The sequence below is a fragment of the Pararhodobacter sp. SW119 genome (assembly GCF_017811755.1).
GTDB lineage: Bacteria > Pseudomonadota > Alphaproteobacteria > Rhodobacterales > Rhodobacteraceae > Pararhodobacter.
This window is the reverse complement of record NZ_JADDJF010000006.1, coordinates 19793-46695: the sequence shown is the minus strand read 5'-3', so window position 1 is coordinate 46695 and position 26903 is coordinate 19793. Positions and strand designations below refer to the sequence as shown.

Annotated in this window: 25 protein-coding genes and 1 riboswitch; of the genes, 3 read left to right on the top strand and 22 right to left on the bottom strand. The window is 68.4% G+C overall.

What is annotated here, in order from left to right:
• Window positions 1-8: 8 nt before the first annotated feature.
• The 13 genes from plsY to miaB all read right to left on the bottom strand — a co-directional run bounded on the left by plsY (window position 9) and on the right by miaB (window position 13866).
• On the bottom strand, window positions 9-638 hold the full coding sequence (gene plsY / locus IM708_RS05720) for a glycerol-3-phosphate 1-O-acyltransferase PlsY (RefSeq protein WP_209425373.1): 630 nt from the start codon (window positions 636-638) through the stop codon (window positions 9-11).
• Window positions 638-1915: a dihydroorotase gene (gene pyrC / locus IM708_RS05715; protein ID WP_209425372.1), complete on the bottom strand. Its 1278-nt coding sequence runs from the start codon at window positions 1913-1915 to the stop codon at window positions 638-640. Before pyrC ends, plsY begins: the two co-directional genes overlap by 1 nt.
• Window positions 1916-2185: 270 nt before the next feature.
• A complete protein-coding gene (locus IM708_RS05710; RefSeq protein ID WP_209425371.1) occupies window positions 2186-3865 on the bottom strand; it encodes a hypothetical protein in 1680 nt (559 codons plus the stop codon).
• Complete coding sequence (locus tag IM708_RS05705; RefSeq protein WP_209425370.1) at window positions 3862-4461, bottom strand: superoxide dismutase; 600 nt, start codon at window positions 4459-4461, stop codon at window positions 3862-3864. The genes IM708_RS05710 and IM708_RS05705 overlap by 4 nt, the downstream gene beginning before the upstream one ends.
• A gap of 103 nt (window positions 4462-4564) precedes the next feature.
• Complete coding sequence (gene pssA, locus IM708_RS05700; protein ID WP_209425369.1) at window positions 4565-5392, bottom strand: CDP-diacylglycerol--serine O-phosphatidyltransferase; 828 nt, start codon at window positions 5390-5392, stop codon at window positions 4565-4567.
• 4 nt (window positions 5393-5396) lie between these two features.
• Window positions 5397-6095: a phosphatidylserine decarboxylase gene (locus IM708_RS05695; protein ID WP_209425368.1), complete on the bottom strand. Its 699-nt coding sequence runs from the start codon at window positions 6093-6095 to the stop codon at window positions 5397-5399.
• Window positions 6096-6158: 63 nt separating this feature from the next.
• Entirely contained in the window at window positions 6159-6842 is a 684-nt protein-coding gene (locus IM708_RS05690; RefSeq protein WP_245243027.1) for a tRNA (guanine(46)-N(7))-methyltransferase TrmB, read from the bottom strand.
• Between the two features lie 107 nt (window positions 6843-6949).
• Window positions 6950-8134 carry a methionine adenosyltransferase gene (gene metK, locus IM708_RS05685; protein ID WP_209425366.1) on the bottom strand — a complete coding sequence of 395 codons (1185 nt, stop codon included), beginning with the start codon at window positions 8132-8134 and terminating at the stop codon, window positions 6950-6952.
• Between the two features lie 7 nt (window positions 8135-8141).
• Window positions 8142-8189: riboswitch (SAM-SAH riboswitch) on the bottom strand.
• Window positions 8190-8219: 30 nt separating this feature from the next.
• Window positions 8220-9785 (bottom strand): apolipoprotein N-acyltransferase, encoded by a 1566-nt coding sequence (gene lnt / locus IM708_RS05680; RefSeq protein ID WP_348524944.1) that lies wholly within the window; start codon window positions 9783-9785, stop codon window positions 8220-8222.
• 4 nt (window positions 9786-9789) lie between these two features.
• On the bottom strand, window positions 9790-10698 hold the full coding sequence (locus tag IM708_RS05675; protein WP_209425365.1) for a hemolysin family protein: 909 nt from the start codon (window positions 10696-10698) through the stop codon (window positions 9790-9792).
• A gap of 21 nt (window positions 10699-10719) precedes the next feature.
• A complete protein-coding gene (gene ybeY / locus IM708_RS05670; protein ID WP_209425464.1) occupies window positions 10720-11253 on the bottom strand; it encodes an rRNA maturation RNase YbeY in 534 nt (177 codons plus the stop codon).
• Window positions 11250-12266, bottom strand: a complete 1017-nt coding sequence (locus IM708_RS05665) for a PhoH family protein (protein ID WP_209425364.1) — start codon at window positions 12264-12266, stop codon at window positions 11250-11252. Before IM708_RS05665 ends, ybeY begins: the two co-directional genes overlap by 4 nt.
• A 283-nt stretch (window positions 12267-12549) precedes the next feature.
• Window positions 12550-13866: a tRNA (N6-isopentenyl adenosine(37)-C2)-methylthiotransferase MiaB gene (gene miaB, locus IM708_RS05660; RefSeq protein ID WP_209425363.1), complete on the bottom strand. Its 1317-nt coding sequence runs from the start codon at window positions 13864-13866 to the stop codon at window positions 12550-12552.
• 248 nt (window positions 13867-14114) lie between these two features.
• Here miaB and IM708_RS05655 point away from each other — a divergent pair, with 248 nt between their 5' ends.
• Window positions 14115-15743: a thiamine pyrophosphate-binding protein gene (locus tag IM708_RS05655; protein ID WP_209425362.1), complete on the top strand. Its 1629-nt coding sequence runs from the start codon at window positions 14115-14117 to the stop codon at window positions 15741-15743.
• Between the two features lie 200 nt (window positions 15744-15943).
• Here IM708_RS05655 and IM708_RS05650 read toward each other — a convergent pair whose 3' ends face one another.
• Window positions 15944-16660, bottom strand: a complete 717-nt coding sequence (locus tag IM708_RS05650; protein ID WP_209425361.1) for a ribonuclease activity regulator RraA — start codon at window positions 16658-16660, stop codon at window positions 15944-15946.
• Between the two features lie 221 nt (window positions 16661-16881).
• Between IM708_RS05650 and IM708_RS05645 the strand changes: the two genes are divergently transcribed.
• Window positions 16882-18534 carry a Ppx/GppA family phosphatase gene (locus IM708_RS05645; RefSeq protein ID WP_209425360.1) on the top strand — a complete coding sequence of 551 codons (1653 nt, stop codon included), beginning with the start codon at window positions 16882-16884 and terminating at the stop codon, window positions 18532-18534.
• Here the strand turns inward: IM708_RS05645 and IM708_RS05640 are convergent.
• From IM708_RS05640 to scpA, 5 genes are all read right to left on the bottom strand, one after another.
• Complete coding sequence (locus IM708_RS05640; protein ID WP_209425359.1) at window positions 18471-18821, bottom strand: hypothetical protein; 351 nt, start codon at window positions 18819-18821, stop codon at window positions 18471-18473. The two genes, IM708_RS05645 and IM708_RS05640, sit on opposite strands and share 64 nt — an antisense overlap.
• A gap of 46 nt (window positions 18822-18867) precedes the next feature.
• On the bottom strand, window positions 18868-19551 hold the full coding sequence (locus IM708_RS05635) for a TerB family tellurite resistance protein (RefSeq protein ID WP_209425358.1): 684 nt from the start codon (window positions 19549-19551) through the stop codon (window positions 18868-18870).
• A gap of 4 nt (window positions 19552-19555) precedes the next feature.
• Window positions 19556-20080, bottom strand: coding sequence for a GNAT family N-acetyltransferase (locus IM708_RS05630; protein WP_209425357.1), 525 nt, complete (start codon window positions 20078-20080; stop codon window positions 19556-19558).
• Window positions 20077-20694, bottom strand: coding sequence for a VOC family protein (locus IM708_RS05625; protein ID WP_209425356.1), 618 nt, complete (start codon window positions 20692-20694; stop codon window positions 20077-20079). Before IM708_RS05625 ends, IM708_RS05630 begins: the two co-directional genes overlap by 4 nt.
• 184 nt (window positions 20695-20878) lie before the next feature.
• A complete protein-coding gene (gene scpA, locus IM708_RS05620; protein ID WP_209425355.1) occupies window positions 20879-23029 on the bottom strand; it encodes a methylmalonyl-CoA mutase in 2151 nt (716 codons plus the stop codon).
• Between the two features lie 111 nt (window positions 23030-23140).
• On the opposite strand from scpA, the gene IM708_RS05615 reads away from it, so the two are divergent.
• Window positions 23141-23650 carry a DUF4174 domain-containing protein gene (locus IM708_RS05615; RefSeq protein ID WP_209425354.1) on the top strand — a complete coding sequence of 170 codons (510 nt, stop codon included), beginning with the start codon at window positions 23141-23143 and terminating at the stop codon, window positions 23648-23650.
• Between the two features lie 25 nt (window positions 23651-23675).
• Here IM708_RS05615 and IM708_RS05610 read toward each other — a convergent pair whose 3' ends face one another.
• The 3 genes from IM708_RS05610 to IM708_RS21555 form a co-directional block, all read right to left on the bottom strand.
• A complete protein-coding gene (locus IM708_RS05610; RefSeq protein WP_209425353.1) occupies window positions 23676-25679 on the bottom strand; it encodes an acetyl/propionyl/methylcrotonyl-CoA carboxylase subunit alpha in 2004 nt (667 codons plus the stop codon).
• A 439-nt stretch (window positions 25680-26118) separates the two neighbouring features.
• Window positions 26119-26505, bottom strand: coding sequence for a hypothetical protein (locus IM708_RS05605; protein ID WP_209425352.1), 387 nt, complete (start codon window positions 26503-26505; stop codon window positions 26119-26121).
• A gap of 81 nt (window positions 26506-26586) precedes the next feature.
• Window positions 26587-26721 (bottom strand): hypothetical protein, encoded by a 135-nt coding sequence (locus IM708_RS21555; RefSeq protein WP_280859779.1) that lies wholly within the window; start codon window positions 26719-26721, stop codon window positions 26587-26589.
• Between the last annotated feature and the right edge of the window lie 182 nt (window positions 26722-26903).

Genomic DNA, 26903 nt, shown 5'->3' with positions numbered 1-26903 from the left:
GTGGCTTTTCAACTCTTGCGTGTATCGGGCTTGCGCGCACCGATGCGTGGCTCGGTCCCGGCGCGCAGGCGGGCGATATTCTCGCCGTGGCGAACGAATACCAGCGCGGCCAGTGCCACGCAGAGCGCCACGGCCTCGGCCCGGTCGAGGAGGAGGAGCCAGAGCGGTGTGGCGGCGGCGGCGACCAGTGCCGAGAGCGACGAGATCCGGCTGATCGCGGCCACCGCCGCCCAGGTCGCGCAGGCCAGAAGGCCAACCGGCCAGGCCAGCGCCAGAAGCGTGCCGAGGAAGGTCGCAACCCCCTTGCCGCCGCGAAAGCCCAGCCAGACCGGGAAGAGGTGACCAAGGAACGACGCCAGCGCGGCCAGTTGCGCCGCATCCTCGCCCGCCACGGCGCGCGCGATCAGGACCGCGATGCCGCCCTTGCCGGCATCGAGCAACAAGGTCGCCAGCGCCGCGCCCTTGTTGCCGGTGCGCAGGACGTTCGTGGCGCCGATGTTGCCCGATCCGATCGCCCGCAGGTCGCCCAGCCCCAGCATACGGGTGATGACCACGCCAAATGGGACCGACCCGAGCAGGTAGGCGGCGACCGCGATCAGCATCAGGATCAGCGGCGCGGTTTCCAGCGCGGGGAGCATCAGGCATCCTCCCGCGCGTGGATGGGTTGGCCGGCGACCCAGGTGCCCAGCACCCGCCCCTCCATCCGCGCGCCGTCGAATGGGGTGTTGCGGGACTTCGAGCGCAGCGTGAAGCGGTCGAGGATGAAGGGCGCGTCAGGGTCGAAGAGCACGAGGTCGGCGGGCGCGCCGGGGGCGAGGCGCCCGCAGTCCAGCCCCAGCCGCTGCGCGGGGTTCAGCGACATGGCGCGCCAGAGTTGCGGCAGGCTGAGCGCGTCGGCGTGGTAGAGCCGCATCGCCGCGGGCAGGAGCGTCTGCAGGCCGACGGCGCCGGGGGCGGCTTCCTCGAACGGCAGGCGCTTCGATTCCTCGTCCTGCGGGGTGTGGAAGGAGGCGATGACGTCGATCACCCCGTCGGCCACCGCCTGCACCACGGCCAGGCGGTCATCCTCGGACCGCAGGGGCGGGGTCAACTTGAAGAAGGTGCGGTAGTCGCCGACGTCGAATTCGTTCAGCGTCAGGTGGTGGATCGAGACGCCGGCGGTGACGTCGAAGCCGTTGGCCTTGGCGCGTTCCAGCGCCGGCAGGGTGCGCGCGCAGGTGATCTGGTCGGCGTGGTAGCGCGCACCGGTCATCTCGACCAAGCCGATGTCGCGGTCGAAGCCCATGCGCTCGGCCATGGGCGAGACGCCGGGCAGGCCGCGGAGGCTGGCGAACTTGCCCGAGGTGGCGGCCGACCCGGCGCTGAGGCCCGGGTCCTGCGGGTGGCCGACGACCAGCGCGCCGAGGCCGCGGGCATAGGTCAGGCAGCGCGACAGGACGCGGGTGTCGCGCACGACGCGGTCGCCATCGGTGAAGGCCAGCGCGCAGGCGTCGAGCAGGAAGCCCAGCTCGACCATCTCGCGTCCCTCGCGGGCGCGGGTCAGGGTGGCCATGTGGCGGATGTTGACGGGGGTTTCGGCGGCGGCGCGGCGGCGGACGAATTCCAGCACCTCGGGCGTGTCGATGGCGGGGGTGGTGTCGGGGCGGGCGATCAGCGTGGTGACGCCGCCGGCGGCCGCCGCCCGCCCGGCCGAGCGGAAGCTTTCCTTGTGGCGCGCGCCGGGCTCGCCGACCTGCACGCCCCAGTCGACGAGGCCGGGGGCCAGGCACTTGCCGGCGCAGTCGATGACCTCGGCCCCGTCGGGCGGCGCGGTGTCGCGGGCCATGATGCGGCACTTTTCGACCGTCAGGGTGCCGGGGGCGTCGGTCTGCGCCTCGGGGTCGATCAGCCTTGCGTTCACGAAATGAAGCGTCATGCAGGTCCCGCCGCTTGTCCGTTGCCGGCGGGTTATAGCGGGCGGTGGGGGCGCGCGCCACTCCCCAAGCGGGCCGGATTTTGCGTGGGGACAACCGGGGCGGAAGGCGCCGGAAGGGCGGAACGGGGCGGCTGCGCAAATTGCGCAGAGGGGTCAAGTGGCTGAATCGGAACGGCTTCGTATTTTTTGTTAACCTGATTTAAACCACCTTCGCGGGCGCGCCGGAGCTGTATGCGGATGCGCGGGGTGTCCTGTCGCCAGCGGAAGGGATCAGTCGAGAAGGCCGTGCAACTCGGCGCGCTGCGCGTCGAGCGCGGCTTCGATCTCCGCGCGGAACCCGGCGCGGTTGCGGCGCTCCTCGGCCATAAGCAGGGCCTGGTCGGCGCCGATCGCCGCCGCGGCACCGGCCAGCGGGACCGTGGCGAGCAGGCCGCGCGCGGCGAGGCGGAGCGCCCCGCGCGCGGCCAGACGGCGCATGATGCGGTGGGTGATCCAGCCCGCGACGGCGCCGGTCGCCGCGCTGGCCCCAAGGCGGGTCTGCAGCGTCGTGCTGAGCCCGTCCGAGGGGAGAGCCGGGCGCGGCGGGAAATCGGCATGCGCGCCCTCGATCCGCAGAAGGCCGGGATTGACGCCGGAGAGGCGGCGCGCGTCGATCAGCGCCGCCACCTGCCGGTCGCTTTCGGCCATCTGGTGCCCAAGAAGGACGACGCTGTCCAGGACCGGGGCCAGATGGGTGTCGGCGTCGAGCGCCGAGATCAGGCGCGCGTCGAGGCGGCGTTGCAACCGCTCTGCCCCCTGTCCCGAGGCCCAGCCGAGGCCCAGATCGACGAGGCGCAGGTATTCGGCGGGCAGGCTGTAATAGGCATCGAGAAAGGTATCGACATTGCCGTGCATCGCATCGAAGCCGGCGTCAATCTGCGCAGCGATCCGCGCCCGGCCCGAGGCATCGAGGGCGCGCGTGCGATCCCGGGCCGCGACGACCTCGGCGTAGGTTCCGGGGACGAAGGCCCGATCCCCGATGATCTCGGCGGCGGTCTGCAGGCGCGAGACGGGGCGATCCGGGACAGGCAGCGCGCCGAGGCGCGACTCGGCCCAATGGGCGCCTGCGACGACCGCGATGGCCAGCAGCGCCGCGGCGCCGAGGGCCGCGCGCGACGCGGCTGGCGGCGCCGGGGCATCCGACGCCGTTGCAAGGGCGCGGAGGCGGTCGTCCGGGGGCAGGCGTACGGCAAGGGTCAGCGCCGCCGCCGCCCAGCCGGTCGCGCCGGTCGCCGCGGCGGCAAGGCCGGCGGCCAGCCAGGGCGGCAGCAGACCCAGCGCCGCGGCCTCGGACCAGAGCCAGGCCTCGACCCCCGCCCAGAGGCGATGCAGGGCGAAAAGTTGCTGGATCAGGGCGCTGTCGGCGGTCGGCGCTGTGGGATCGGACAGCCCCTGTCCCATGCCGAGGAGTATCGACAGGACCAGGACCACGACGGACGCCACGAGTTGCGCCACATGGCGCTGCGTTGCGCCGCGATGCACGCCCGCCATTTCGCGCGCGGCGATCGCCTGCAGCGCGGCCATCGGCAGAAGTGCCGCGGGCACCGCGGCCAGCGTCGTCAGCCACACCCACGGCCCGCCCGCAGCCAGCCGCACGAGGAGCAGGGCAGCCAGCCCGGTTCCCAGAGCGCTGGGCCAGAGCACGCGCCAGACGCCCCCTTGGCGAAGCCGGCGCAGCAGGCTTGCATCGGTGTAACGCCGCAGGTCATGGCCGCGCCGGACCGCCGCGTCCGCCGCACCGGGCAGCGCCATGAGGAAACCCAGGGCGAGGCAGAGCAGCGCCGCCGCAGGGGCCGGGAGGAAACGAAAAACGGCGGCCGCCAGAGCGACCGCCGCAATGAGTGCAGGTAGCGAAGTCCAGACCGGCGCGGCGCCCTGGCCCCGCGCCACGATGTCCGGCGTCGTCGTCACAGACGCGCGGCGACGGCTTCCCAGTTGACCAGCTTGTCGAGGAAATTCGACAGATACGCCGGCCGCTTGTTACGGAAGTCGATGTAGTAGCTGTGCTCCCACACGTCGCAGCCCAGAAGTGCTGTCTGGCCGAAGCAGAGCGGGTTGACGCCGTTCTCGGTCTTGGTGACCTTCAGGCTGCCGTCGGTATCCTTGACCAGCCACGCCCAGCCCGAGCCGAACTGGCCGGCGCCGGCGGCGGAAAACTCTTCCTTGAACTTGTCGACCGACCCGAACGCCTCGGTCAGGGCCTTTTCCAGCGCGCCGGGCATCGCCTTGTCGCCGGGGGCCATCCATTGCCAGAACTGGCTGTGGTTCCAGTGCTGGCTGGCGTTGTTGAAGATCCCCGACTGCGCCACGGCGCCGGCCTTGTAGGTCCCCTTGACGATCTCCTCGACCGACTTGCCGTCCCACTCGGTCCCGGAAATCGCCTTGTTGCCGTTGTCGACATAGGCCTTGTGGTGGATGTCGTGGTGGTATTCCAGCGTCTCGCGGCTCATGCCGAGGTCGGCGAGTGCATCGTGCGCATAGGGCAGGTCAGGAAGCGTGAAAGACATGGTTTCCCCCGTTGTTGGTTTCGCTTTCAGTGAAAGATAAGGGGTCGCCGGGCGCAAAGGTCAAGGGCGGGGGCCGGTTTCTGCCGGGCCGGCGGCGCCGCGGTCAGGCCAGGCGGCGGCGGTGGACCCAGGCGGCCTGCGCGATCACCGCCAGATAGGCAAGGTCGGCCAGCGCCAGAAGCGCCCAGGGCCGCACCACCGCGAAGCCGGCGAAGACCGCGACGCCCAGCATGACGAAGACCGCACGGTTGCGCGGCACCCGCAACCCCTTGAGCGCGAGCGTCGGCAGGCGCGAGATCATCAGCAGCCCGACGATGGCCAGGTAGACGGCAATCGGCGCCGAAAAGGCGCGCAGGTCGACCCAGCCGGCCAGCGTCATGTAGACCGGCAGAAGCGCCAGCATCGCCCCGGCCGGCGCCGGGACGCCGACGAAATGCGCCCGGCCCGGCGGTGGCGGCGCGTTGCGCATCACGTTGAACCGGGCCAGCCGCAGGCAGGCGCAGAGGATGTAGAGCAGCACCGCCAGCCAGCCCATGCCCGGCAGGTCGGTCAGCGCGAAATGGTAGATGAAGACCCCCGGCGCCACCCCGAAGCAGACGAAATCCGAGAGCGAATCAAGCTCGGCCCCGAAGTGGCTGGCGGCATTGAGCCGCCGAGCCACCAGCCCGTCCATCCCGTCCATGATGGCGGCCAGCACGATCAGGCCCGCCGCGATCTCGTATCGTCCGTCGAGGACATAGCGGATCGAGGTCAGCCCGGCGCAGAGGCCCAGCAGCGTGACGAGGTTGGGCAGAAGATGCAGAAGCGGCAGGCTGCGCCGGTCCGCCGCGGCCTCGCCCGTATCGTCCGGGGGCGGGTCGGCGGGCCCGGCTGCCGGCGTCGCGGTCGTCCGCGGGTCGCTGGTGTCGTCGTCGGGGCCGGAACCGGACATCGCGTCAGCGTACCACGCCCAGGCGTGGATCCTCGGACGCGGAGAGATCGGCGAGAACGGTCTCGCCCGCGATCGTCCCCTGGCCGGCGGCGACCAGCGGCGCGATCCCGTCGGGCAGGTAGACATCGACGCGCGAGCCGAAGCGGATCATGCCGAAGCGCTGGCCGGTCTCCATCTCGTCGCCCGGCTGCACGTCGCACAGGATGCGGCGCGCGACCAGACCCGCGATCTGCACCACGGCGATCCGGCGGCCATCGGGCAGTTCCACCGCCAGTGCGTTGCGCTCGTTGTCCTCGCTCGCCTTGTCGAGCGAGGCGTTGAGAAACTTGCCCGGCCGATAGGCGACCGCCAGGATCGTCCCGCCGATCGGCAGGCGGTTCACATGGCAGTCGAAGACGTTCATGAAGACGCTGATGCGCGTCAGCGGGACGGGGTCGAGGCCCAGTTCGGCCGGCGGCAGCGCCGGTTCGATGGCCGAGACGATGCCGTCGGCGGGGCTGACGAACAGCCCGTCGCGGATCGGGGTCACGCGATCGGGGTCGCGGAAGAAGTAGTAGCACCAGACCGTCAGGCCCAGCCCGATCCAGCCCAGCGGCTGCCAGATCAGGAACAGCACCAGCGTCGCCGCGGCGAAGATCGCCAGGAACTTGTATCCCTCGCGATGCAGCGGCTTGATCACGGTCGAGGCAAGATCGGCGGCCATTTCCAGGCTCCAGCAGGATGCGTGCGCCCGTATAACGGGTTTCGCTGCAAAGGCAAAGCCGCCTCAACCGGTGCGGCGAAAGGTCAGGTAATGCGGCGTGCGGTCTTCGCGCAGGGCCTTGGCCTCGTAGCGGGTGGTGATCCAGTCGTCCCAGCCGCGCGGCTCCTGCGCCACCAGGTCGAACCCGGCGCGCAGGACCTCTTCCAGCGCCTGGCGGACATAGTCGGGAATGTCGGTCGCCAGGCGGAACTCGGCGCCCGCTGCGCAGGCGCGGGCCAGCGGGCGCAGATGTTCGGGCGTCACGAACCGGCGGCGGTGATGGCGCGCCTTGGGCCAGGGGTCGGGATAGAGCAGGAAGACCTTGTGGAGGCAACCCGCGGGCAGCACGTCCAGCAGATCGCGCACGTCGCCGGGATGGATCGCGACATTCGGCGCCGGGGCCCGGTGCAGCCGCCCGAGGCACATGGCCACACCGTTGACGAAGGGCTCGCAGCCGATCAGCCGCACGCCGGGGTTCTGCTGCGCCATGTGCACCAGATGCTCGCCGCCGCCGAAGCCCACCTCCAGCCAGATCGGGCCGGACCCGGGCAGCGCCGCCAGATCGAGTTCCGTCCGCTCCGGGTTCTCGTCGATCGTGACGTGGTTCAGCCGGTAGCGTGGCAGGTCCTCGGCAAGGTAGCGCTTCTGGCTCGGGCGCAGCGTCTTGCCATGGGTGCGGCCATAGAAGTTGCGCGGCGCGCGTCCCAAGGGATCGGCCGCCGCACCTCCACCCTCGCGGTCGGTCCCCTCCGGCGCGGCCGGGCGCGACAAGGCCGCCGAGCGGGGGCTCGATGCCCCCCGAGGCGGCCCCCCTGTCACAGGTCCTTCGCCAGCGTATCGGCGAGGTCGGTCTTTTCCCAGGCGAAACCGCCGTCGGCTTCGGGTGCGCGGCCGAAATGGCCATAGGCGGCGGTGCGCGCATAGATCGGCCGGTTCAGCTCCAGCTTCTCGCGAATGCCGCGCGGCGTCAGGTCCATCGCGCGGGCCACCGCGCGCTCGATCTCGGCGTCGGGCGCCTTGCCGGTACCATGCGTGTCGACATAGATCGACAGCGGACGCGCCACCCCGATCGCATAGCTCAGCTGCAGCGTGCAGCGTTGCGCCAGTCCGGCGGCGACGACGTTCTTGGCCAGGTAGCGCGCCGCATAGGCCGCCGAACGGTCGACCTTGGTCGGGTCCTTGCCGGAAAACGCCCCGCCACCATGCGGCGCGGCGCCGCCATAGGTGTCGACGATGATCTTGCGCCCGGTTAGTCCGGCGTCGCCATCCGGTCCCCCGATCAGGAACTTGCCGGTCGGGTTGATGTGCCACTCGGTGCCGCCGTTGATCCAGCCGGCGGGCACGACCTCCTCGACATAGGGTTTCACGATCGCCTTGACGTCGTCGCTGGACAGATGCGGATCCAGATGCTGGTGCGAGACGACAAGCTGCGTCACCTCGACCGGCCGGCCGTCCACGTAGCGGATCGAGAGCTGGCTTTTGGCATCCGGTCCCAGCATGGCCAGGTCGCCCGCCTTGCGCGCCTCTGCCAGCCGCTTCAGGATCGCGTGCGCATAGAGGATCGGCGCCGGCATCAGATCGGGCGTCTCGTCGACGGCGTAGCCGAACATGATCCCTTGGTCGCCGGCGCCTTCGCGCTCGACCCCCTGGGCGATGTCGACGGACTGCTCGTGCAGGAAGTTCAGCACGTGGCAGGTGTTCCAGTGGAACTTCTCCTGCTCGTAGCCGATTTCCTTGATGCAGTCGCGCGCAATCTGCGGGATGCGCCCCATCACGTCCTTCAGACGTTCGGAGCCGGGCCGGTCGCCGCTGGCCGGCAGGCCGATTTCGCCCCCGATCACGACCAGTCCCGAGGTGGCGAAAGCCTCGCAGGCGACGCGCGCATTGGCGTCGATGCCCAAAAGGTAGTCGAGTACGGCATCCGAGATTCGGTCGCAGACCTTGTCCGGGTGCCCCTCGGAAACCGATTCCGAGGTGAAGATGTAGTCCTGTCGGCTCATGCGAGGGTGCTCCACTGAATACATCCGTCACGCCAGGAAGCCGTTGTGACGGGTCGACAGCGCCTAGCCCCTTCACCGGGCGGCGTCAATGGCCGCGTCGCCGCAGCCTCGATCCGCCCGCCGCCAGCACAATCAGGGCGAGCGCGGCATGCCATGGCGCGTCGCCGATACGCGCATAGGTGGTTTCGGGCAGCGCGCCCGGCAGGTCGGCGTCGACCGTTCCCGCCCGGCCCATGCCGAGGCTGGCGACGATCCGGCCGCGCGCGTCGATCACCGCGCTGACCCCGGTGTTGGCCGCGCGCACCAGCGGCAACCCCTGTTCGATCGCCCTGAGCCGCGCCTGCGCCAGGTGCTGGAACGGGCCGACCCGCGCGCCGAACCAGGCGTCGTTGGTGATCTGCACGATCCAGTCGGGGCGGTCGGTGCCACGCAGGTTGGCCGGAAAGATCGCCTCGTAGCAGATCAGCGGCAGCACCCGGCCCGCCGCGCCTAGGTCCAGCAGCACCGGCCCGGGCCCCGCCGAATAGCCCAGCAGCACCTGCGACGCGAGGCCCGAGAGCCAGCCCATGCCCGGCCGGTCAGCGAAGCGGCCAAGCACCGGGACATACTCGCCGAAGGGCACCAGGTGGTGCTTGTTGTAGACGGCGACCGGCTGGCCCTCGGCATCGAGGACGGCCAGGCTGTTGAAATAGTCGACGCCACCGCCCGCCGAGACTTCGCTGCGCTGGATGCCCAGCAGCAGCGGCGCGCCGCCGGCGGCCTCGGCCGCCATCAGCAGGCCATCACCGGGTCGATCCAGAAGAAACGGCACCGCGGTTTCGGACCAGAGTACCAGGTCGGGCGCGCGGCCATCGTCGGCGGGCGCCGCGGTCAGGTCGAGATGGCGAAAGAAGAAGCGGCGCGCGTGCTCGGCATCCCATTTCAGATCCTGCGCGGCATTGGGCTGCACCAGCCGCAGGCGCAGGTCGCGCGGTTCGGGCGCGGGACCGGCCAGTCGCGCGGCCCCGACGCTCCAGGCGCCGGCCAGCAGCGCCGTGGCCAGCAGCGCCGCAAGGGCGGCCAGGCCCGGTCGGGTGGTGGCCTTGCGACCGGCGAGCGCCAGAAGCGCGGCCAGCGACAGGGTCAGCAGCCCCAGCCCCAGCGCGCCCGTCCAGGCCGCGATCTGCCCGGCGGGCGTGTCGATCCAGACATGCCCCAGCATCGCCCAGGGAAAGCCGGTCAGGACATGGCCGCGCAACGCCTCGCCGGCCAGAAGCGCGGGCACGAGCAGCGCCAGACGCGCCGTCCAGCCCTGCGCCGCCCAGGCCGCGAAGGCCGCCGCAGCGCCCCAGAAAAGCGCCAGCCCACCGGGCAAAAGCACCAGCGCGAAGGGCGCCAGCCAGCCATGCGTCCAGGGGTCGATCAGGAAGGGCTCGACGATCCAAGCCATCGCGGCCATGAAACTCGCCGCCCCGGCGAGCCAGCCGCGCAGGAAGGCGCCGCGCGCGTGCGGGGCCCCCGCCAGCAGTGCCAGCACCGCCGCGAGCGCCGGCACGCTCAGCCACCACCAGCCCCAGGGCGCCTGTCCCAGCGCGCAGGCCGCCCCGGCGATGGCCGCCGCGGCCAGCGGTGCGCGCGGATGGCTGCGCAGGCGGTCGGTCAGCGCGGGCACTGGCTCAAAGCGCGGCCTTGGCGGTCAGCGGTCCGGCCGCGCCCGACGCGGAAAGTCGCAGCCGCTTGATGCGTCGCGGGTCCGCGTCCAGCACCTCGATGTCCAGACCGGCCGGATGGGGGATCACCTCGCCGCGTACCGGCACCCGGCCCAGCAGTACAAAGACCAGCCCGCCCAGCGTGTCGACATCCTCGTCATCGACGCCTTCGGCCAGGTTGAACCCGGTCTCGGACGCCACATCCTCGAGCTGCGCGCGGGCCTGGACGAGCCACACACCGGGCTTTTCCTCCAGGCAGAGCACCTCGTCCTCGGTGTCGTGTTCGTCGTCGATCTCGCCCACGACCTGTTCCAGGATATCCTCGATGGTCACCAGGCCGTCGACGCCGCCGTATTCGTCGATCATCAGCGCCATGTGGGTGCGTTCGGTCTGCATCTTCTGCAGCAAGACGAGGAGCGGCATCGACGGCGGCACGAACAGAAGCGGCCGCAGAAGATCCTCGAGCGCCATGTCCTCGCCCTGAAGCTCGAACCCCTGTCGCAGGACCAGATCCTTGAGCAGCAGCAAGCCGACGGGCTTGTCGAGTGTTTCGGCATAGACCGGCATGCGCGAGAAACCGCTTTCGCGAAAGACGGCGACCAGTTCGTCGCGCGAGATGTCCAGCGGCACGGCGACGATCTCGGCCTTGGGGACGGAGACATCCTCGACCCGCAGGCGGCGCAGGTTGGCCAGCCCCGGCAGAACCTGCCGAAGGCTCCGCGCCAGGCTGCCGTTGCTGTCGGAGTTGGAATCGGAGACGGCGAGCGCATCGATCAGGCGACTGAACAGCCCCCGTTGGCCATTCCCGTCGGGCGAAGAGTCCGGCTCGTCCGGCGCGCTTCGCGCCGCGTCAGAGCCGGCATTGGAATCGGTCATCGGTCCTTTCCGAAATCATTATCAAGGTTCGGTGCCGTCAATCGGCCCGTCCAGTCCCGCATATGGGTCTGCAATCCCCATCTGTGCAAGTATCAAGGTTTCGGTTTCCTCCATCAAGTGGGCATCGGCAGGTCGTTCGTGATCGTAGCCCAGAAGATGCAGCACCGAGTGGACGACCAGATGCGTGGCGTGATCCTTCAGCCGCTTGCCCTGCTCGGCGGCTTCGCGCGCGCAAGTCTCGTGCGCAAGGGCGATATCGCCCAACTCGACCGGGTCGTCGGGCGCGCCGGGGTCGGGCGGTGCGGGGTTTGCGCCGTCGATGTCCGACGACAGATCCTCGGCCGGCCAGGAAAGGACGTTCGTCGCCTTGTCCTGCCCGCGGAAGCGCGCGTTCAGCGCCCGGATGCGCGTGTCGTCGCAGGCCAGCACGCTGACTGCGAACCCCGTCGGGTCGTGGCCGAGGTGGCGCAGGGTCGCGTCGACGGCGGCGTCCGCCAGCGGCACCAGGTCCCCCCAGCGCGTGTCTTCGACATTCAGCTCGACGGGCACTGTCAGCGATGCTCGTCTCGCTCGTAGGCCTCGATGATCCGCGCAACCAGCGGGTGGCGGACGACGTCGGCAGAGGTGAAATAGCTGAACCCCACGCCCTTGACGTCTTTGAGGATACGCTCGGCCGCGGCCAGCCCGCTGGGCATGCCGCGCGGCAGATCGACCTGGCTGCGGTCGCCGGTGACGACCATGTTCGATCCCTCGCCCAGACGCGTGAGGAACATCTTCATCTGCATCTCGGTCGCGTTCTGCGCCTCGTCCAGCACGACGAAGGCGTTGGCCAGCGTGCGCCCGCGCATGAAGGCCAGCGGCGCGATCTCGATCCGCCGCTCCTCCATCAGCTTGGCGAGTTGCCGGCCGGGCAGGAAGTCGTTGAGCGCGTCGTAGAGCGGCTGCATGTAGGGGTCGATCTTCTCGCGCATGTCTCCGGGCAGGAAGCCCAGCCGCTCGCCGGCCTCGACCGCGGGGCGCGACAGGATGATCCGGTCGACATGACCCTCGGCGAACATGTGCACGGCGGCGGCCACGGCGATGTAGGTCTTGCCGGTGCCCGCCGGCCCGATGCCGAAGTTCAGCGGATGCTCGAACAGCGCGCGCGTGTAGTCCTGCTGCGCCTTGGTGCGCGGGATCACGTTCTTCTTGCGGGTTCGGATCTCGATGGTGCCGGTGCGGAACATCTCCAGCTGCGTCTCGCGCCCGACCGGATCGGCGCCCAGGCGAATCGCCCCGTCGATGTCGCCCGCCTCCAGCGAGCGCCCCTCGGCCAGACGGGAATAGAGCGCCTGCAGCGTCTCGACCGCGCGCTCGCGCGCCGCCGCTTCGCCCATGATCTGAAGATGGTTGCCGCGTCGCAGGATCTGCACCCCCAGCTCACTCTCGAGCCGCGCAAGGTTGCGGTCGTGTTCGCCGCAAAGATCGATCAGCAAGCGGTTGTCGGCGAATTCAAGCTCTGTGCGCAAGGGGTCGCCGGTGTTGAGCGGGGGGGTCAGCGCGCTGATGCCCAAACAGATCTCCTGCATAGATTGGGTGCCGGCATGGCATGGATTCAGCCTGCCAAGGCGGAGGCGGTCTGGCAAGCGTGGATTCGTCGATTTCGCCAGATCGTTACAAAATCGGCGGCTCTGAGGGCGATTCAACCGCAAGATGCTGCGCCCGGGTCACACCTGACGGTTACGCCCACGTGCTGGACCGAGCGCGCCGCCCGCCAGGCTTGTGCGCGAGGGCATCACCTGGCGGAAAACGGGGGTGATCCGGCCTTTCCAGCAGTGGCCATGGTGTGATTCGCTGCTGCGCGCCACGCGCTCAGACCAACTCACCGGCCAGTGAATTCGCGGCGCTTGCGGTGATGCGCACGCGGCGGATATCGCCCGCCGCCTGGTCGGGGGCGGTGACATGCACGGCGTGCAGGTGGTCGGACTTGCCGACCATCTGGCCCGGCATCCGGCCCGGCTTCTCGAACAGAACCCCCACTTCCCGCCCCACCATCGCTTCCTGCGCGGCGCGCTGCTGGTCGGAAAGCAGCGCCTGCAGGCGCTGGAGACGGTCGTCCAGCACCTCGGTCGGCAGTTGCGGGCGCTCGGCGGCGGGGGTGCCGGGGCGGGCGGAGTATTTGAAAGAATAGGCCTGACCATAATTCACCGCGCGAACCAGCGCCATCGTCGCCTGGAAATCCGCCTCGGTCTCGACCGGGAAGCCGACGATGAAATCGCCCGACAGCAGCAGGTCGGGGCGGGCGCGGCGCAGACGCTCGATCAGGCGCAGGTAGCTGTCGGCGGTGTGCTTGCGGTTCATCGCCTTCAGGATGCGATCCGAGCCGGACTGCACCGGCAGGTGCAGATATGGCATGAGTTTCGCCTCCTCGCCATGCGCGGCGATCAGGTCGTCGGACATGTCGTTGGGATGCGAGGTCGTGTAGCGAATGCGCTCCAACCCGTCGATCCGCGCCAGTTCGCGGACCAGCCGCGCCAGCGACCAGTCGCCATCGGGGCCGGCACCGTGATAGGCGTTAACGTTCTGCCCCAGAAGGGTTATTTCGCGCACGCCGCGCTCCACCAGGTCGCGCGCCTCGCCCAGAAGGCGGTCGGCGGGGCGGCTGACCTCGGCGCCGCGGGTATAGGGGACGACGCAGAAGGCGCAGAACTTGTCGCAGCCTTCCTGCACGGTCAGAAAGGCGGTGGGGCCGCGCTTCGGGCGGGTACGGGGCAGGTGGTCGAACTTGTCCTCGGCCGGGAAATCGGTGTCGAGGGCGCGTTTGCCCTTGCGGATCTCGGCCTCCATCGCCGGCAGGCGGTGGTAGGTCTGGGGGCCGACGACAAGGTCGACGACGGGCGCGCGGCGCAGGATCTCGGCGCCCTCGGCCTGGGCGACGCAGCCGGCGACGCCGATCTTCAGGTCCGGGTTCGCGGCCTTCAGGGGCTTCAGGCGGCCCAGTTCCGAAAACACCTTCTCCGACGCCTTTTCCCTGATATGGCAGGTGTTCAGCAGGATCATGTCGGCGTCTTCGGCGCGTTCGGTGGTGACGTAGCCCGACGCGCCCAGGGCCTCGGCCATGCGCTCGCTGTCGTAGACGTTCATCTGACAGCCATAGGTCTTGATGAAGAGTTTTCGCGGCGCGGACATGGTGGTTTCCCGTTGGGTTCCGGGCGCGATCTAGCGGAAATCCGGCGCTGCCGCAACGCCGCTGGCGAGCGTCGCGGGGAACTTCGGGATCACGTCATGACGTTGCGCGCGATGCGGCAACGAAGTATCGGCGGGCAGCAAGGCCGGGGGCCAGGCCAGACGGCTTGACCCGCGCCGGCTTCCGGCCCGAACATGGACCTGGGCGAACGCCGCGCCCGCCGGCGGCACCAGCAACGGGAGGCAGCGACATGTCCGAGGCGAAAACCCATGTCTACCAGTCCATCGCGCAAAGCGTGCTGGACCACGACATCGAGACGATGTTCGGCCTGATGGGCGATGCCAACCTCTTCATGGTCGATCACTACGTGCGCGCCGGCGGCGGCACCTTCGTGCCCGCCGCGTTCGAGGGCAGCTCGGTCCTGATGGCGCTGGCCTGGACGCATGTCACGGGCAAGGTGGGCGCGGCGACGGTCACCCACGGGCCGGGGCTGACCAACTGCGTCACGGCGCTGGCCGAGGGCGCGCGCGGGCATATCCCGATGGTGCTGCTGGCCGGCGACACGCCGGTGATCAACCCGCAGAATCTGCAGAACATTGACCAGCGCGAGGTGGTGACGGTGACCGGCGCCGGGTTCGAGCAGATGCGCACCCCGCAGACCGCGGCGGAGGATGTCGCCCATGCCTTCTACCGCGCGCGGGTCGAGCGGCGGCCCATCGTGCTGAACATGCCGGCGGATTTCATGTGGCAGGAAGTGACGCATCGCAAGGTCGTGCATCCGGTCTTCACCACCCCGGCCTATGTGCCCGAGGGCGACGACCTGGACCAGGCCATCGGCATGATCGCCTCGGCCCGGCGACCGGTGATCCTGGCCGGGGGCGGCGCGACCGGGGCGCGCGAGCAGCTGATACGGCTGGCCGACCGGCTGGAGGCGCCGCTGGCCACCACGCTGAAGGCCAAGGGGCTGTTCAACGACCACGCCTACAACATGGACATCTTCGGTACGCTGAGCACGCCGGCGGCCTATGACGCCATCGCCAAGGCCGATTGCGTCATCGCCTTTGGCGCCAGCCTGCATTCCTTCACCACCGACCGCGGCAAGCTGATGAAGGGCAAGCGCATCGTGCAGGTCAACGACGACCCCGCCGCCATCGGGCGCAACCTGCACCCCGACGCCGCGCTGGTCGCCGATGCCGCGCTGACTGCCGACAACATCGTCCACTGGCTGGACGAGGCCGAGATCGCGCCCAGCGGCTTCACCGCCGAACTGGACAGCGCCGCGCTGACCGCCCATCCGACAGAGGCCGCCGGCAAGGCGGGCACGGGGCATGTCAACTACGTCCACGTGCTGGACCGGCTGGAGGAGGTGCTGCCCAAGGATCGCATCCTGACCACCGATGGCGGGCGGTTCATGACCGAGGTCTGGTGCCGCATCTCGGCCCCGCATCCGAAGCGGTTTCTGGTGACGGCGAATTTCGGCTCGATCGGACTGGGCTTGCAGGAGGCGATCGGCGCCGGCATCGCCTGCCCCGGCGTGCCCGTGGTGCATTTCACCGGCGATGGCGGCTTCATGATGGGCGGGGTGAACGAGTTCAACACCGCCGTCCGGCTGGGGCTGGACATGATCGTCATCGTCGCCAATGACAGCGCCTATGGGGCCGAGCATATCCAGTTTCTGGATCGCGGCATGGACCCCGGACTGGCGCAGTTCGAATGGCCCTCCTTCGCCGATGTCGCCACCGCGCTGGGCGGACAGGGGATGTGCGTGCAATCGACCGAGGATCTGGACGCCGCGCTGGCCGCGATCGAAAGCCGCAGCCGCCCGCTGCTGATCGAATTGCGGCTGGACCCGCACGACGTGCCACGCATGCGGCTCTGACCGGCACGCTGAAAGGGCGCGTTGGCCAGTACTCGCGGTTTGCGCCCCCGACCAAAGGTTTCGCTACGGTTAACGGCGCCTGTTCGTGTAATGATTCCAGGTATTTGCCAAGGCGCACAATTTTGTGCGCCTTGGCGCTTGCATCCCCTCGGGCCTGGCGGCGATCCGCGGCCAGGTCGCCGCGGGGTCGCCGCGCGGTGTCACTTGCCGGCCTTGAACGCCTCGTACCGGGCCTTGTTCTCGGCATTGGCAGGATAGAGGCCGGGCAGCGGTACGCCGGCCTCGACCTGGGACATGATCCAGCCTTCCAGGCGTTCCTGTTCCACCGCTTCCTCGGCCACCGCGGCGACCAGGTCGGCGGGGATCAGCACGGCGCCATCCTCGTCGATCACGACCATGTCGCCGGGAAAGACCGCGACGCCGCCGCAGCCGACGGGTTCCTGCCAGTTCACGAAGGTCAGGCCGGCGACCGAGGGGGGCGCGGCGACGCCGCTGCACCAGACCGGCAAGCCGGTGCCGCGCACGCCCTCGGCATCGCGCACCACCCCGTCGGTGACCAGCGCGGCGACGCTGCGCTTCACCATCCGGGCGCAGAGGATGTCACCGAATATCCCCGCATCGGTCACGCCCATCGCGTCGGCCACGCAGACGCAGCCCGCCGGCATCGCCTCGATCGCGGCGCGGGTCGAGATCGGCGAGGACCAGCTCGCCGGGGTCGCCAGATCCTCGCGCGCCGGGACGAAGCGCAGGGTGAAGGCGCGTCCGACGATCCGCGGCTGGCCGGGGGTCAGCGGGACGGTGCCGCGCATCCAGACGTTGCGCAGCCCCTTCTTCAGCAGAACCGTGGTCAGCGTTGCGGTGGTCACGCCGCGCAGCGTGTCCGTCAGGCTCTGTTCGGTGTCGGTCTCCGGGGTCATCGTGGTCCTCTGATCTGTGTCGGCCGCGGGGGTTTCGGTCGCCGCGGGCGGTGAAGGCGATGATCCGGGCTTCGCCGGGGCGACGGCGGCGGTCAAGCGGATTCGACGCGACGGCACGAACGGCGGGCGGCGGGAACATCGGTTGCGACCGATTGGCGCGATTGACGCTTTCGCCGCGCGGCGCTTAGAGTGCCCCGCGACGGCCACGGGGGATTCGCAGCATGGACGGCGACGGCGACACCGCAACCGCCGCACAGGTCGGCACCCCGTTCCGTGGCTTTTTCGGACGACCGCTGTTTCAGGACCCTTCAGCACGGGCGCTGGAACGAGTCGGCGTGATTGATGTCGGTTCGAACTCGGTCCGGATGGTGGTCTTCGACGGTGCCGCCCGCTCGCCCGCGTACTTCTTCAACGAAAAGATCATGTGCGGCCTGGGGCGCGGCATGTCGCAATCGGGCATGCTGAACACCGAGGGCCGGGCCCGCGCGCTCGCCTCGATCAAGCGCTTCGCGCTCTTGGCGCGCGAGATGCACCTGACCAGCCTGACCATGGTGGCCACCGCCGCGGTGCGCGAGGCCGCGGACGGACCCGAGTTCAAGGCCGAGGTCGAGGCCGCGACCGGGATCGAGATGCTGGTGATCGACGGCACCGAGGAGGCCCGGCTGTCGGCGCAGGGGGTGCTGCTGGGCTGGCCCGGCGCGCGCGGGCTGGTCTGCGACCTGGGCGGCTCGTCGATGGAACTGGCCGAGATCGGCGACAACACGGTCGGCCGGCGCGTGACCTCGGCACTGGGGCCGTTCCGCCTGCAGATGGTGCCGGGCGGCAAGAAGGGGCTGAAGGCGCATATCGCCGAGACGCTGAAGGAGTTGAAGCAGGAATTCGACGGCACCAGCTACCAGGCGCTCTATCTGGTCGGCGGGTCATGGCGGGCGCTGGCGCGGCTGGACATGGAGCGTCGCGGGTATCCGCTGACGGTGCTGCACGAATACGAGATGACGCCGAAATCGATCCGCAAGACGATCGACTGGCTGGCCGATCAGGACCTGAAGAAACTGCGCACCGCGACCGGCACCTCGCCCGAGCGTTTGTCGCTGGTGCCGCTGGCGACGGTCGTGCTGCGGCAACTCCTGAGCGTGTTCCGCCCGAAGACGATCTACGTGTCGAGCTACGGCATCCGCGAGGGGATCCTGTTCGAGCAGATGCCCGACGCGCTGCGCAGCCGCGACCCGCTGATCGAGGCTTGCCGGTTCAACGAGGCGGCGAACGCCCGCTTGCCCGGCTTCGGGCGCAAGCTCTATCAATTCCTGATGCCGCTCTATCGCAATGCCAGCCCGGAACGGCTGCGGCTGGTCCGGGCGGCCTGCCTGCTGCACGATGTCAATTGGCGCGCGCATCCCGATTACCGGGCCGAAAGTTGCTTCGACACCGCCACGCGCGCCAATCTGGGGGGGCTGGACCACAAGGGCCGGGTCTATCTGGGGCTGGCGCTGATGAACCGCTACAAGAACGCCGGCGCCGACAGCCGCCTGACCCCGCTGCTGACGCTGCTCGACGAGGACGAGATCCGGCATTCGATCATGCTGGGCCGGGCGATGCGTTTCGGGGCGATGCTGTCAATCGGCGGGCCGGAATCGGCGGGCGAGCTGCGTTTCTATCCCAAGAAGAAGGTGCTGGAACTGGTCCTGCGGCACGAATTGCAAGCGCTTTTCGGCGAGGTCGCGCAGCAGCGCTTCGCCGCGCTGGCAAAGACCCTTGGCGTGGCGCCCAAGGTGCGAATCGCCCGCGCCATGAGCGCGGCTCAGAATGGGGTTCACAGTTCCAGCGGGTCGGTGACCGGCGGATCGTCTTCGGTGGGCGGCGGCTCGGGCGGCTGATCGCGGCGGCGGATCAGGATGTCGCCGTTGGGCAGGATCTCGGGCGCGTGCCAGCCGCTCAGATCGCCGAGCATATCGCCCAGGGATTCGAAACCGGGTTCCAACCGGCCCATCAGGCGGTCGATCAGTTCCTCGAACCGTTGTTGCGCGGTCGGCGGGTCCCCTTGCTGATCCTGTTCCTGGGCCAGGGCGGGTGAGGTCACGGCCAGAGAGAGGCCGAGCAGTAGCGGCAGCGCGCGTAAGACGGGGGTTCGGGGCGCGGGGGAACGGGCGGAAAAGCAGGTCATCGAGCGAATCCTCCTGCATCAGATCTGGGGCGCAGGCGCGCCCGCTTCAAGCCGCGTGCCGGGCCTGGACGGCCTCCCACGCGGAGTTGAGCGCCTTCAGGCGCGACTCGGCGACGCGCACTGCTTCTTCGGGCAGGCCGCGCGCGCGTAGCGCGTCGGGATGGGATTCGCGCACCATGCGGCGGAAAGCGCTGCGCGCGTCGTCGAGGCTGGCGGTGGGCGGCAATTCGAGCACCGCCATCGGGTCGGGGTCCGTCCCCGGCACGACACGGGCCTTGAGCGCGCGGAAACAGGCATCGGTCAGGCCGAAGATGCGCGCGACCTCGTGCAGGAATTCCTCCTCCGCCGGGTGAAAGTCACCGTCGGCGATGGCCACGTGGAAAAGCCCCTCCAGCAGGTCGCGCAGCACCGGGTCGCCGGCCGGGAACATCGCCGCAATCTTGCGGGCATAGGCGTCGAAGCCGGCCACGTCCTGACGGGCAAGGTTGAAGACGCGCGCCGCGTTCGCTTCCTCGCTGGGCGGGATGGTGAAGATTGCGCGAAACATGGCGACCTCGCCCCGGGTCACTGTCCCGTCGGCCTTGGCCAGCTTCGCCCCCAACGCGATCACGCCGATGGTGAAGGCGACGGATCGCTCAGGCGGGGCGCGCAGGCGGTCGAAGACGGCGCTCAGCGGCTCACCGTCGCGCAGGGCGGCCAGCGCGGCCGAGATGCGTGTCCAGATCGACATCACGTCAGTCTAGCGCAGCCTGTTGGCCTTGCCCATCCGGCGGATCGAGCAATTTCTGCATGAACACAAGATCGTGGTAGCGTCCGAACTTCCACCCGGCCTGTGCGATCCGGCCCACTTCGGCAAAGCCGAGCCGGCAATGAAAATCCAAGCTGGCAAGGTTTGTCGCGGTGATGGCGCCGATCAGCGTGCGGCGGGAGCGGGCGATCGCGTGATCCTCCAGCGCGCGCATCAGTGCGCGGCCCAGCCCCTTGCCGCGTGCGCCGGGCACAAGGTTCACCGAATGCTCCATCGTGCGTGCGTAGCCCTGGCCGCCGCGGAACTGGGCATAGCCGGCAAAGCCGAGAATCTCGCAGTCCTGCTCGGCCACCAGGAAGGCGAGATCGGCGGTATGGCGTTCGGCGATGAGCGCGGCGACTTCGAGGGGCGTCTTCTCGACCGGATTGAAGGTGATGTCGGTGTCGCGGATGATAGGATTCCAGAGCCCTGCAATCGCGTCCGCGTCCTCACGCCGGGCCGGGCGTATCATGCCAGGACCCGCGTGCCGTGCGGCGTGTCGAAATCCGCCGCCAGATGGGGCCGGGCCCCGAGCGTGATGGTCAGGCGGGATTCGTCGATCAGGGGCGCGACTGCGGCGCGCAGGGCGGGACCGTCGGGGTGGCTGAGGACCAGCCGCCGCAAGCGGACGCCGCGATCGGGCAGCACGTCGGCGGGATGCGCCGTGCCCTTCCAGGAGATCAGCGCCGGAAAGAGCCCATGGAAGGGCAGAAGGCCGGTCTCGGGGATCGCCATCTCCCAACGGAAATCGCCGCGGGCCAGCGGATGCACGACGCCGGCGCCTGACGGCGACAAGGCCAATGCCGATGCGAGGTCGTCTCCGCGCGCGACCCAGGCGCAGGGCCGTGGCGCACCGCGAAAGTCGTCGAGCCCGAACCAGCGGGGGCGGCCGGGCCGGGCGGCCTCGGGGTCGATGGCGATGACCTCAAGGTATTCGCCGGGCCCTAGCGCGAGCAGGCGATTATGCGTGCCCATGCTGGGGTGCATCCCCCCCGGGGCGAGAGGCACCCCCAGCGCGTCCTCGACCGAGGCGACGCCGTCGGAAAGGGACTCGGCGGCGATCGCCAGATGATCGAACTGGAGCATCGTGGCCTCCTGCAAGCTTTCGCGTATCATGGCGCGGAACGCGCTGCGCGCCAAGGGATCGGGGTCGGGTACGGCGCCGGGTCAGCATCATGACGCCTGGCAGGGGCCGGCCCTTCTCCGGTATCGTAGAGAACGCCGTGCGGGCCGAAGATTTCACCTGTAAGGACCGAATACGCGCTGCGCCCTACGCCGTGTGGCCCGCGCGCGTGTCGCGGATGAGATGCAGGATGTTGCGGGCGGCATCGGGGATGTTGGTGCCGGGACCGAATATCGCCTTGACGCCCTGATCGCGCAGGAAGGCATAATCCTGCTGCGGGATGACACCGCCGCAGATGACAAGGATGTCGCCGGCGCCCTGTTCCTTCAGCGCCTGTATCAGCTTCGGCGCCAGCGTCCTGTGCCCGGCCGCCTGGCTGGAGATGCCGACGACATGCACGTCGTTGTCAATGGCGTCCTGCGCCGCTTCCTCGGGCGTCTGGAAGAGCGGGCCGACATCGACATCGAAGCCGATGTCGGCGAAGGCGGTCGCAATGACCTTGGCGCCGCGGTCGTGCCCGTCCTGACCCATCTTGACGACCAGCATGCGGGGCCTGCGTCCCTCGGCTTCGGCGAAATCGGCTACTTCCTGCTGAATGGCGGCGAAATCCTCGTCGCCCGCGTAGGCCGCGCCGTAGACGCCGGCCAAGGTCTTCACTTCGGCCCGGTGGCGGCCGAAGACCGTTTCCATCGCCATGCTGATCTCCCCCACGCTGACGCGGACGCGCGCGGCTTCGACCGCGGCCTCGAGCAGATTGCCGCCCTCGCGCGCGCGGCGTTCGACCTCGGCCAGCGCGGCGTCGCAGGCGGCCTGATCGCGGCTGGCCCGCATCCTTTCCAGCCGCGCGATCTGCGACTCGCGCACCTTGGCGTTGTCGATGTCGAGGATGTCGATCGGGTCTTCCTTGTCCTTGCGGTACTTGTTGACCCCGACGATAACGTCCTCGCCGCGGTCGATCAGGGCCTGACGGCGCGCGGCGGTCTCCTCGATCCTGAGCTTCGGCATACCGGTGGCGACCGCCTTTGTCATGCCTCCAAGTTCCTCGACTTCCTCGATCAGTTCCCAGGCCTTTTCAGCCAGGTCGGCTGTCAGTTTTTCGACATAGTAGCTGCCGGCCAGCGGATCGACGACATGGGTTATGCCGGTTTCTTCCTGCAGGATCAGCTGGGTGTTGCGGGCGATCCGGGCCGAGAAGTCGGTGGGCAGGGCGATGGCTTCGTCGAGCGCGTTGGTGTGTAGTGACTGGGTCCCGCCCAGCACGGCCGAGAGCGCCTCGTACGCGGTGCGGACCACGTTGTTGTAGGGATCCTGTTCGGCGAGGCTGACGCCCGATGTCTGGCAGTGCGTCCGCAGCATCAGGCTTTGCGGCCTTTTCGGTTCGAATTCAGACATGATCCGGTGCCAGAGAAGCCGTGCGGCGCGCAGCTTTGCGGCTTCCATGAAGAAGTTCATGCCGATCGCGAAAAAGAAGCTCAGCCTGCCGGCGAAGGCATCCACATCCATGCCACGATGGATCGCGGCGCGGACGTATTCGCGCCCGTCGGCGAGGGTGAAGGCAAGCTCCTGCACGAGGTTCGCGCCTGCCTCCTGCATGTGGTAGCCGGAGATCGAGATTGAATTGAAGCGCGGCATCTCGTTCGCGGTGTATTCGATGATGTCGGCCACGATCCGCATCGAGGCCTCGGGCGGAAAGATGTAGGTGTTGCGGACCATGAATTCCTTCAGGATGTCGTTCTGGATGGTCCCTGAAAGCTGCTTGCGATCGACGCCCTGTTCTTCGCCTGTGACGATGAAATTCGCAAGGATCGGAATGACCGCGCCGTTCATCGTCATCGACACGCTGACCTGGTCCAGCGGAATGCCGTCAAAGAGGATCTTCATGTCTTCGACCGAGTCTATGGCGACGCCGGCCTTGCCGACGTCACCTTCGACCCGCGGATGGTCGCTGTCGTAGCCACGATGCGTGGCAAGGTCGAAAGCGACCGACACGCCCTGCTGTCCGGCAGCCAGCGCCTTCCGGTAGAACGCGTTCGATTCCTCGGCGGTTGAAAAACCCGCATACTGGCGGATCGTCCAGGGCCGCCCGGCGTACATCGTGGCCCGCACTCCGCGGGTAAAGGGGGCAATCCCCGGCACAGTGTCCAGATGGTCCAGTCCTTCCAGGTCGGCCTCGGTGTAGAGCGGCTTGACGGGGATGCCCTCAAGTGTCTGCCAGGTCAGGCTTTCGGGGTCGCGCCCCTTGAGGTCCTTCTGGGCCAGCGCCCGCCAGTCGGCCAATCCGTTCTTGCGTTCGCTCATGCCTGCGCCCTCGTTTCGGTTGCGCCGCGCCGCCGTGACGCGGCAAAGTCATCGCTCAAGTCTGGTGTTTTTCGCCCGCAAGCGCCTATATCTGGGTCGATAGGAGACGACATGACCCTTCCCAAAAGAACATTGCGTGTCAGTGCGGTGGCGCTTGCCAGCCTGCTGGTGCTGTTGGCGCTCCCGGCTACGGCCACGACCGACCAGTTGGACGACCCGGCGACCGAGGTGCTCGAGTCCGAAATCGAAGGTCTGCGCATCCTCGAGGCAAGCGAGATCGACCCGGAAGAGTTGCTCTGGGAGTGGCGGATCCTCGCAGTCATGGCCGACACGCCTAACGACCCCTCCTTCCTGCGGCAAATGCGCGACATCGAGGCGCGCGCGGACGAGCTCTTCGAGCGCGACGTGGTGGTCCTGTACGACAGTAGCCGCGATTCGGGCAGCGCGCTGCGCCAGCGGCTTCGGCCACGGGGCTTCATGTTCGCGATCATCGGCAAGGACGGCGAGGTCAAGCAGCGCCGCCCGGCGCCACGCGATGTGCGCGAGATCACTGCGTCGATCGACAAGTTTCCCCTCCGCCGCGAGGAGATGCTGGACCGCCTGCCATCCGGCCGCAACTGACATCGACTGACCTCGCGCGCGGTCCTCATTCGAACTCCATTATGATGTCGTCGACGGAAAGGCTGCCGCCGACCTCGGCATTGATCTTGCGGACCACGCTCTGGCGCTCGGCGCGCAGGATGTTTTCCATCTTCATCGCCTCGACCGTGCACAGGGCCTGGCCCTCATAGACCTCGTCACCTTCGCTGACGTTCAACTTCACCATCAGTCCCGGCATCGGGCAGAGCAGCATCCTGGACGTATCGGGCGGCAGCTTCGTCGGCATCAGCGCGGCGAGTTCCGCCTGCCGTGGCGTGCGAACATGCACCTTCAGGTCGGCGCCACGCAGCCGCACGCGGTACCCGCCCGTCGTCCTGGCGACCTTGATCACCAGCGGTTCGCCATCGATCAGCAGGCGCGCCAGCGATTGGCCGGGCACCCAGTCGGATTCGACGCGGACCGATCCGCCGTCGGCAAACTCGACAGTGGCGCCGGCACGATCGGCGCGGATCTTCAGCGCGATGCTTTCGCCTTGCGCATCGACGACCCAATCGTCGCCGACCTTGCGCTCGTGGTTGTCCATCCGGCCGGAAACGCGCGTTCGGCGGATCTCGGCGACCCTGTTCATCGCCGCCGCAGCCGCGGCCACTCGGCGGAGAGCCGTCGCCGGCAGCGCCACACCCTTGAAGCCGTCGGGAAATTCTTCGGCGATGAAGGCGGTCGTCATGTCGCCGGCAGCGAATTTCGGGTGATCCATCACCGCCGAGCAGAAGGGCAGGTTGTGCCCGATCCCTTCGACCTCGAAAGTGTCGAGCGCGAGGCGCATTTCCTCGATCGCCTGGGCCCGGTCCCGGCCCCAGGTGCACAGCTTGGCGATCATCGGGTCATAATACATGCTGATTTCGCCGCCCTCGAAAACGCCGGTATCGTTGCGCACGACGCCCCCGGTCGGCGTGGTGCCTTCGACCGGCGGCCGGTAGCGCACGAGCCGTCCGATGGAGGGCAGGAAGTTACGGTAGGGGTCCTCGGCGTAAAGGCGGCTTTCCATCGCCCAGCCGTTGATCGTCAGGTCTTCCTGGCGGAAGGGCAGTTTCTCGCCCGCAGCGACTCGGATCATCTGTTCGACAAGGTCGACACCGGTGATGAGCTCGGTCACCGGATGCTCGACCTGGAGCCGGGTGTTCATTTCTAGGAAATAGAAGTTCCGCTCGCCATCCACGATGAATTCGACCGTGCCGGCACTTGTGTAGCCCACCGCCTGGGCCAGCGCGACGGCCTGGTCGCCCATCGCCTTGCGCGTGGCGTCGTCCAGAAACGGCGACGGTGCTTCCTCGATGACCTTCTGGTTGCGTCGCTGGATCGAACACTCACGCTCGAATAGGTAGACGCAGTTCCCATGCTGGTCGGCCAGCACCTGGATCTCGATGTGGCGCGGTTGCGTCACGAACTTCTCGATGAAGATGCGATCGTCGCCGAAGCTGCTCGCCGCCTCGTTCTTGGAAGACTGGAAGCCTTCGCGCGCTTCGTCGTCGGTCCAGGCGATGCGCATGCCTTTCCCGCCGCCGCCGGCGCTGGCCTTGATCATCACCGGGTAGCCGACCTGGCCGCTGATCTTGACCGCATCCTCCGCATCCGAGATGAGGCCCATGTAACCGGGAACCGTGCTGACGCCGGCTTCTGATGCAATCTTCTTCGAGGTGATCTTGTCGCCCATCGCCTCGATCGCCTTTGAGGGCGGTCCAATGAACGCGACTCCCTCGGCCTCGAGGGCCTCGGCAAATCGCATGTTTTCGGAGAGAAACCCGTAACCAGGATGAACGGCCTGCGCGCCGGTCCTTCGAACCGCATCCATCACCTTGTCGATCACGATGTAGGACTGGTTGGCCGGGGCCGGGCCGATGTGCACCGCTTCGTCCGCCATTCGGACATGCAGCGCATGCCTGTCGGCGTCGGAATAGATCGCCACTGTCTTGATGCCCATCTGCCGGGCAGACTTGATGACCCGGCAGGCGATCTCGCCCCGGTTCGCGATCAGGATCTTGTTGAACATTCGCTGCCTTCGTGTCGCGCAGGAGGTCTGTAGGACAATGAAAACGCCGCCCGCGGCGCGAAGACCACGGGCGGCGTAATGCGTAACGCCACAACCTTGTCGGGGGTGTCGTCAGCAGCGACCTGGGTTGGTCTGACAGTATAGGATGTTGCCCCCGGCCCCAATCGCTGCACCGGTGAGTGGATCGCCGCCCAATGCAGCGGAGCCGAGCGCGCCGGCGCCGCCGCCATAGAGCGCCTGCTCGCCAAGTGTCCTACCACAGCCGGCCAGAGCGACCAAGACGGCACACGCAAGTACAAATGTTTTCGACATGAATTCCAGACCTCCTGTAGGAATGAGTATTGGTCACGAAACGCACCAAACGCCCTGCAGTTCCACCCGGTTACTACGGTGCGCCGCGCGTTGGCGGATTGCCGCCGATCTGTCGCGCATACGGGGGTCACTGTTCGTCCTCTTCCGGTCGGGTGACCTCGGGATCAGGTGCGTCGAAGACATGCGGAAAGGACCGGCGGGCTACGCTCAGGTCAATCCGCAGGATGGCTTCATAGTCGCAAGGATCGAAGGGGTCCTCGGCCGGGATGACCTCGCGGCCGAACAACCAGGATAGGCGCCCGGCGTCCAGATTGCCGCGCTCGAAGGGGTCCTCGCCGAAATGTTCCCAAAGCGCAGCAAGAAAGGCGCTGTCGGCGCGGCGGTCCGCCGGCCGGCGGTCGGCAAATCGCTTTCGCGCGATCAGGGGTGTTGCGCCATCCTTGTTCGCGCGTCGGATAACGAACTGAAAGTCCGTGCTCGGCAGGCGCCCCGGGAAGCCGCGATGCTTCAGCATGGGGACCACCTGAGGACCGGAGCAACAGAAAGGGGCAGGGCGCTCAGACGCCCCGCCCCGCTCATGTCGGGCGTGAGAGGATCAGCCCGTCTTTCCGCGCACCGGCTCCATGTAGATCGGCTGGACCGGCTCGGGCTGAGGCGCCGGCTGCTGGCAGCCAGCAAGGAAAGTGAGGCCGAGGACGGCAATGACGCCGGTGAGGGTGAGTTTCGACATGTTTCGCTCCTGCTCGTGTCGTTTTTCTGGCGGGAAGGGTGCCACGCGCCCCGCCGATGACCTTTGTGCGCGCCCTCGGGCGGCACAGCGCTGCACGGGACAATAGCCGATTCTATGACGCGTTGCCAGATTCCGCGCGTCTTTGCGCCACTGTCTTTGCGTTCTGTGCCTATCCGGTCGCG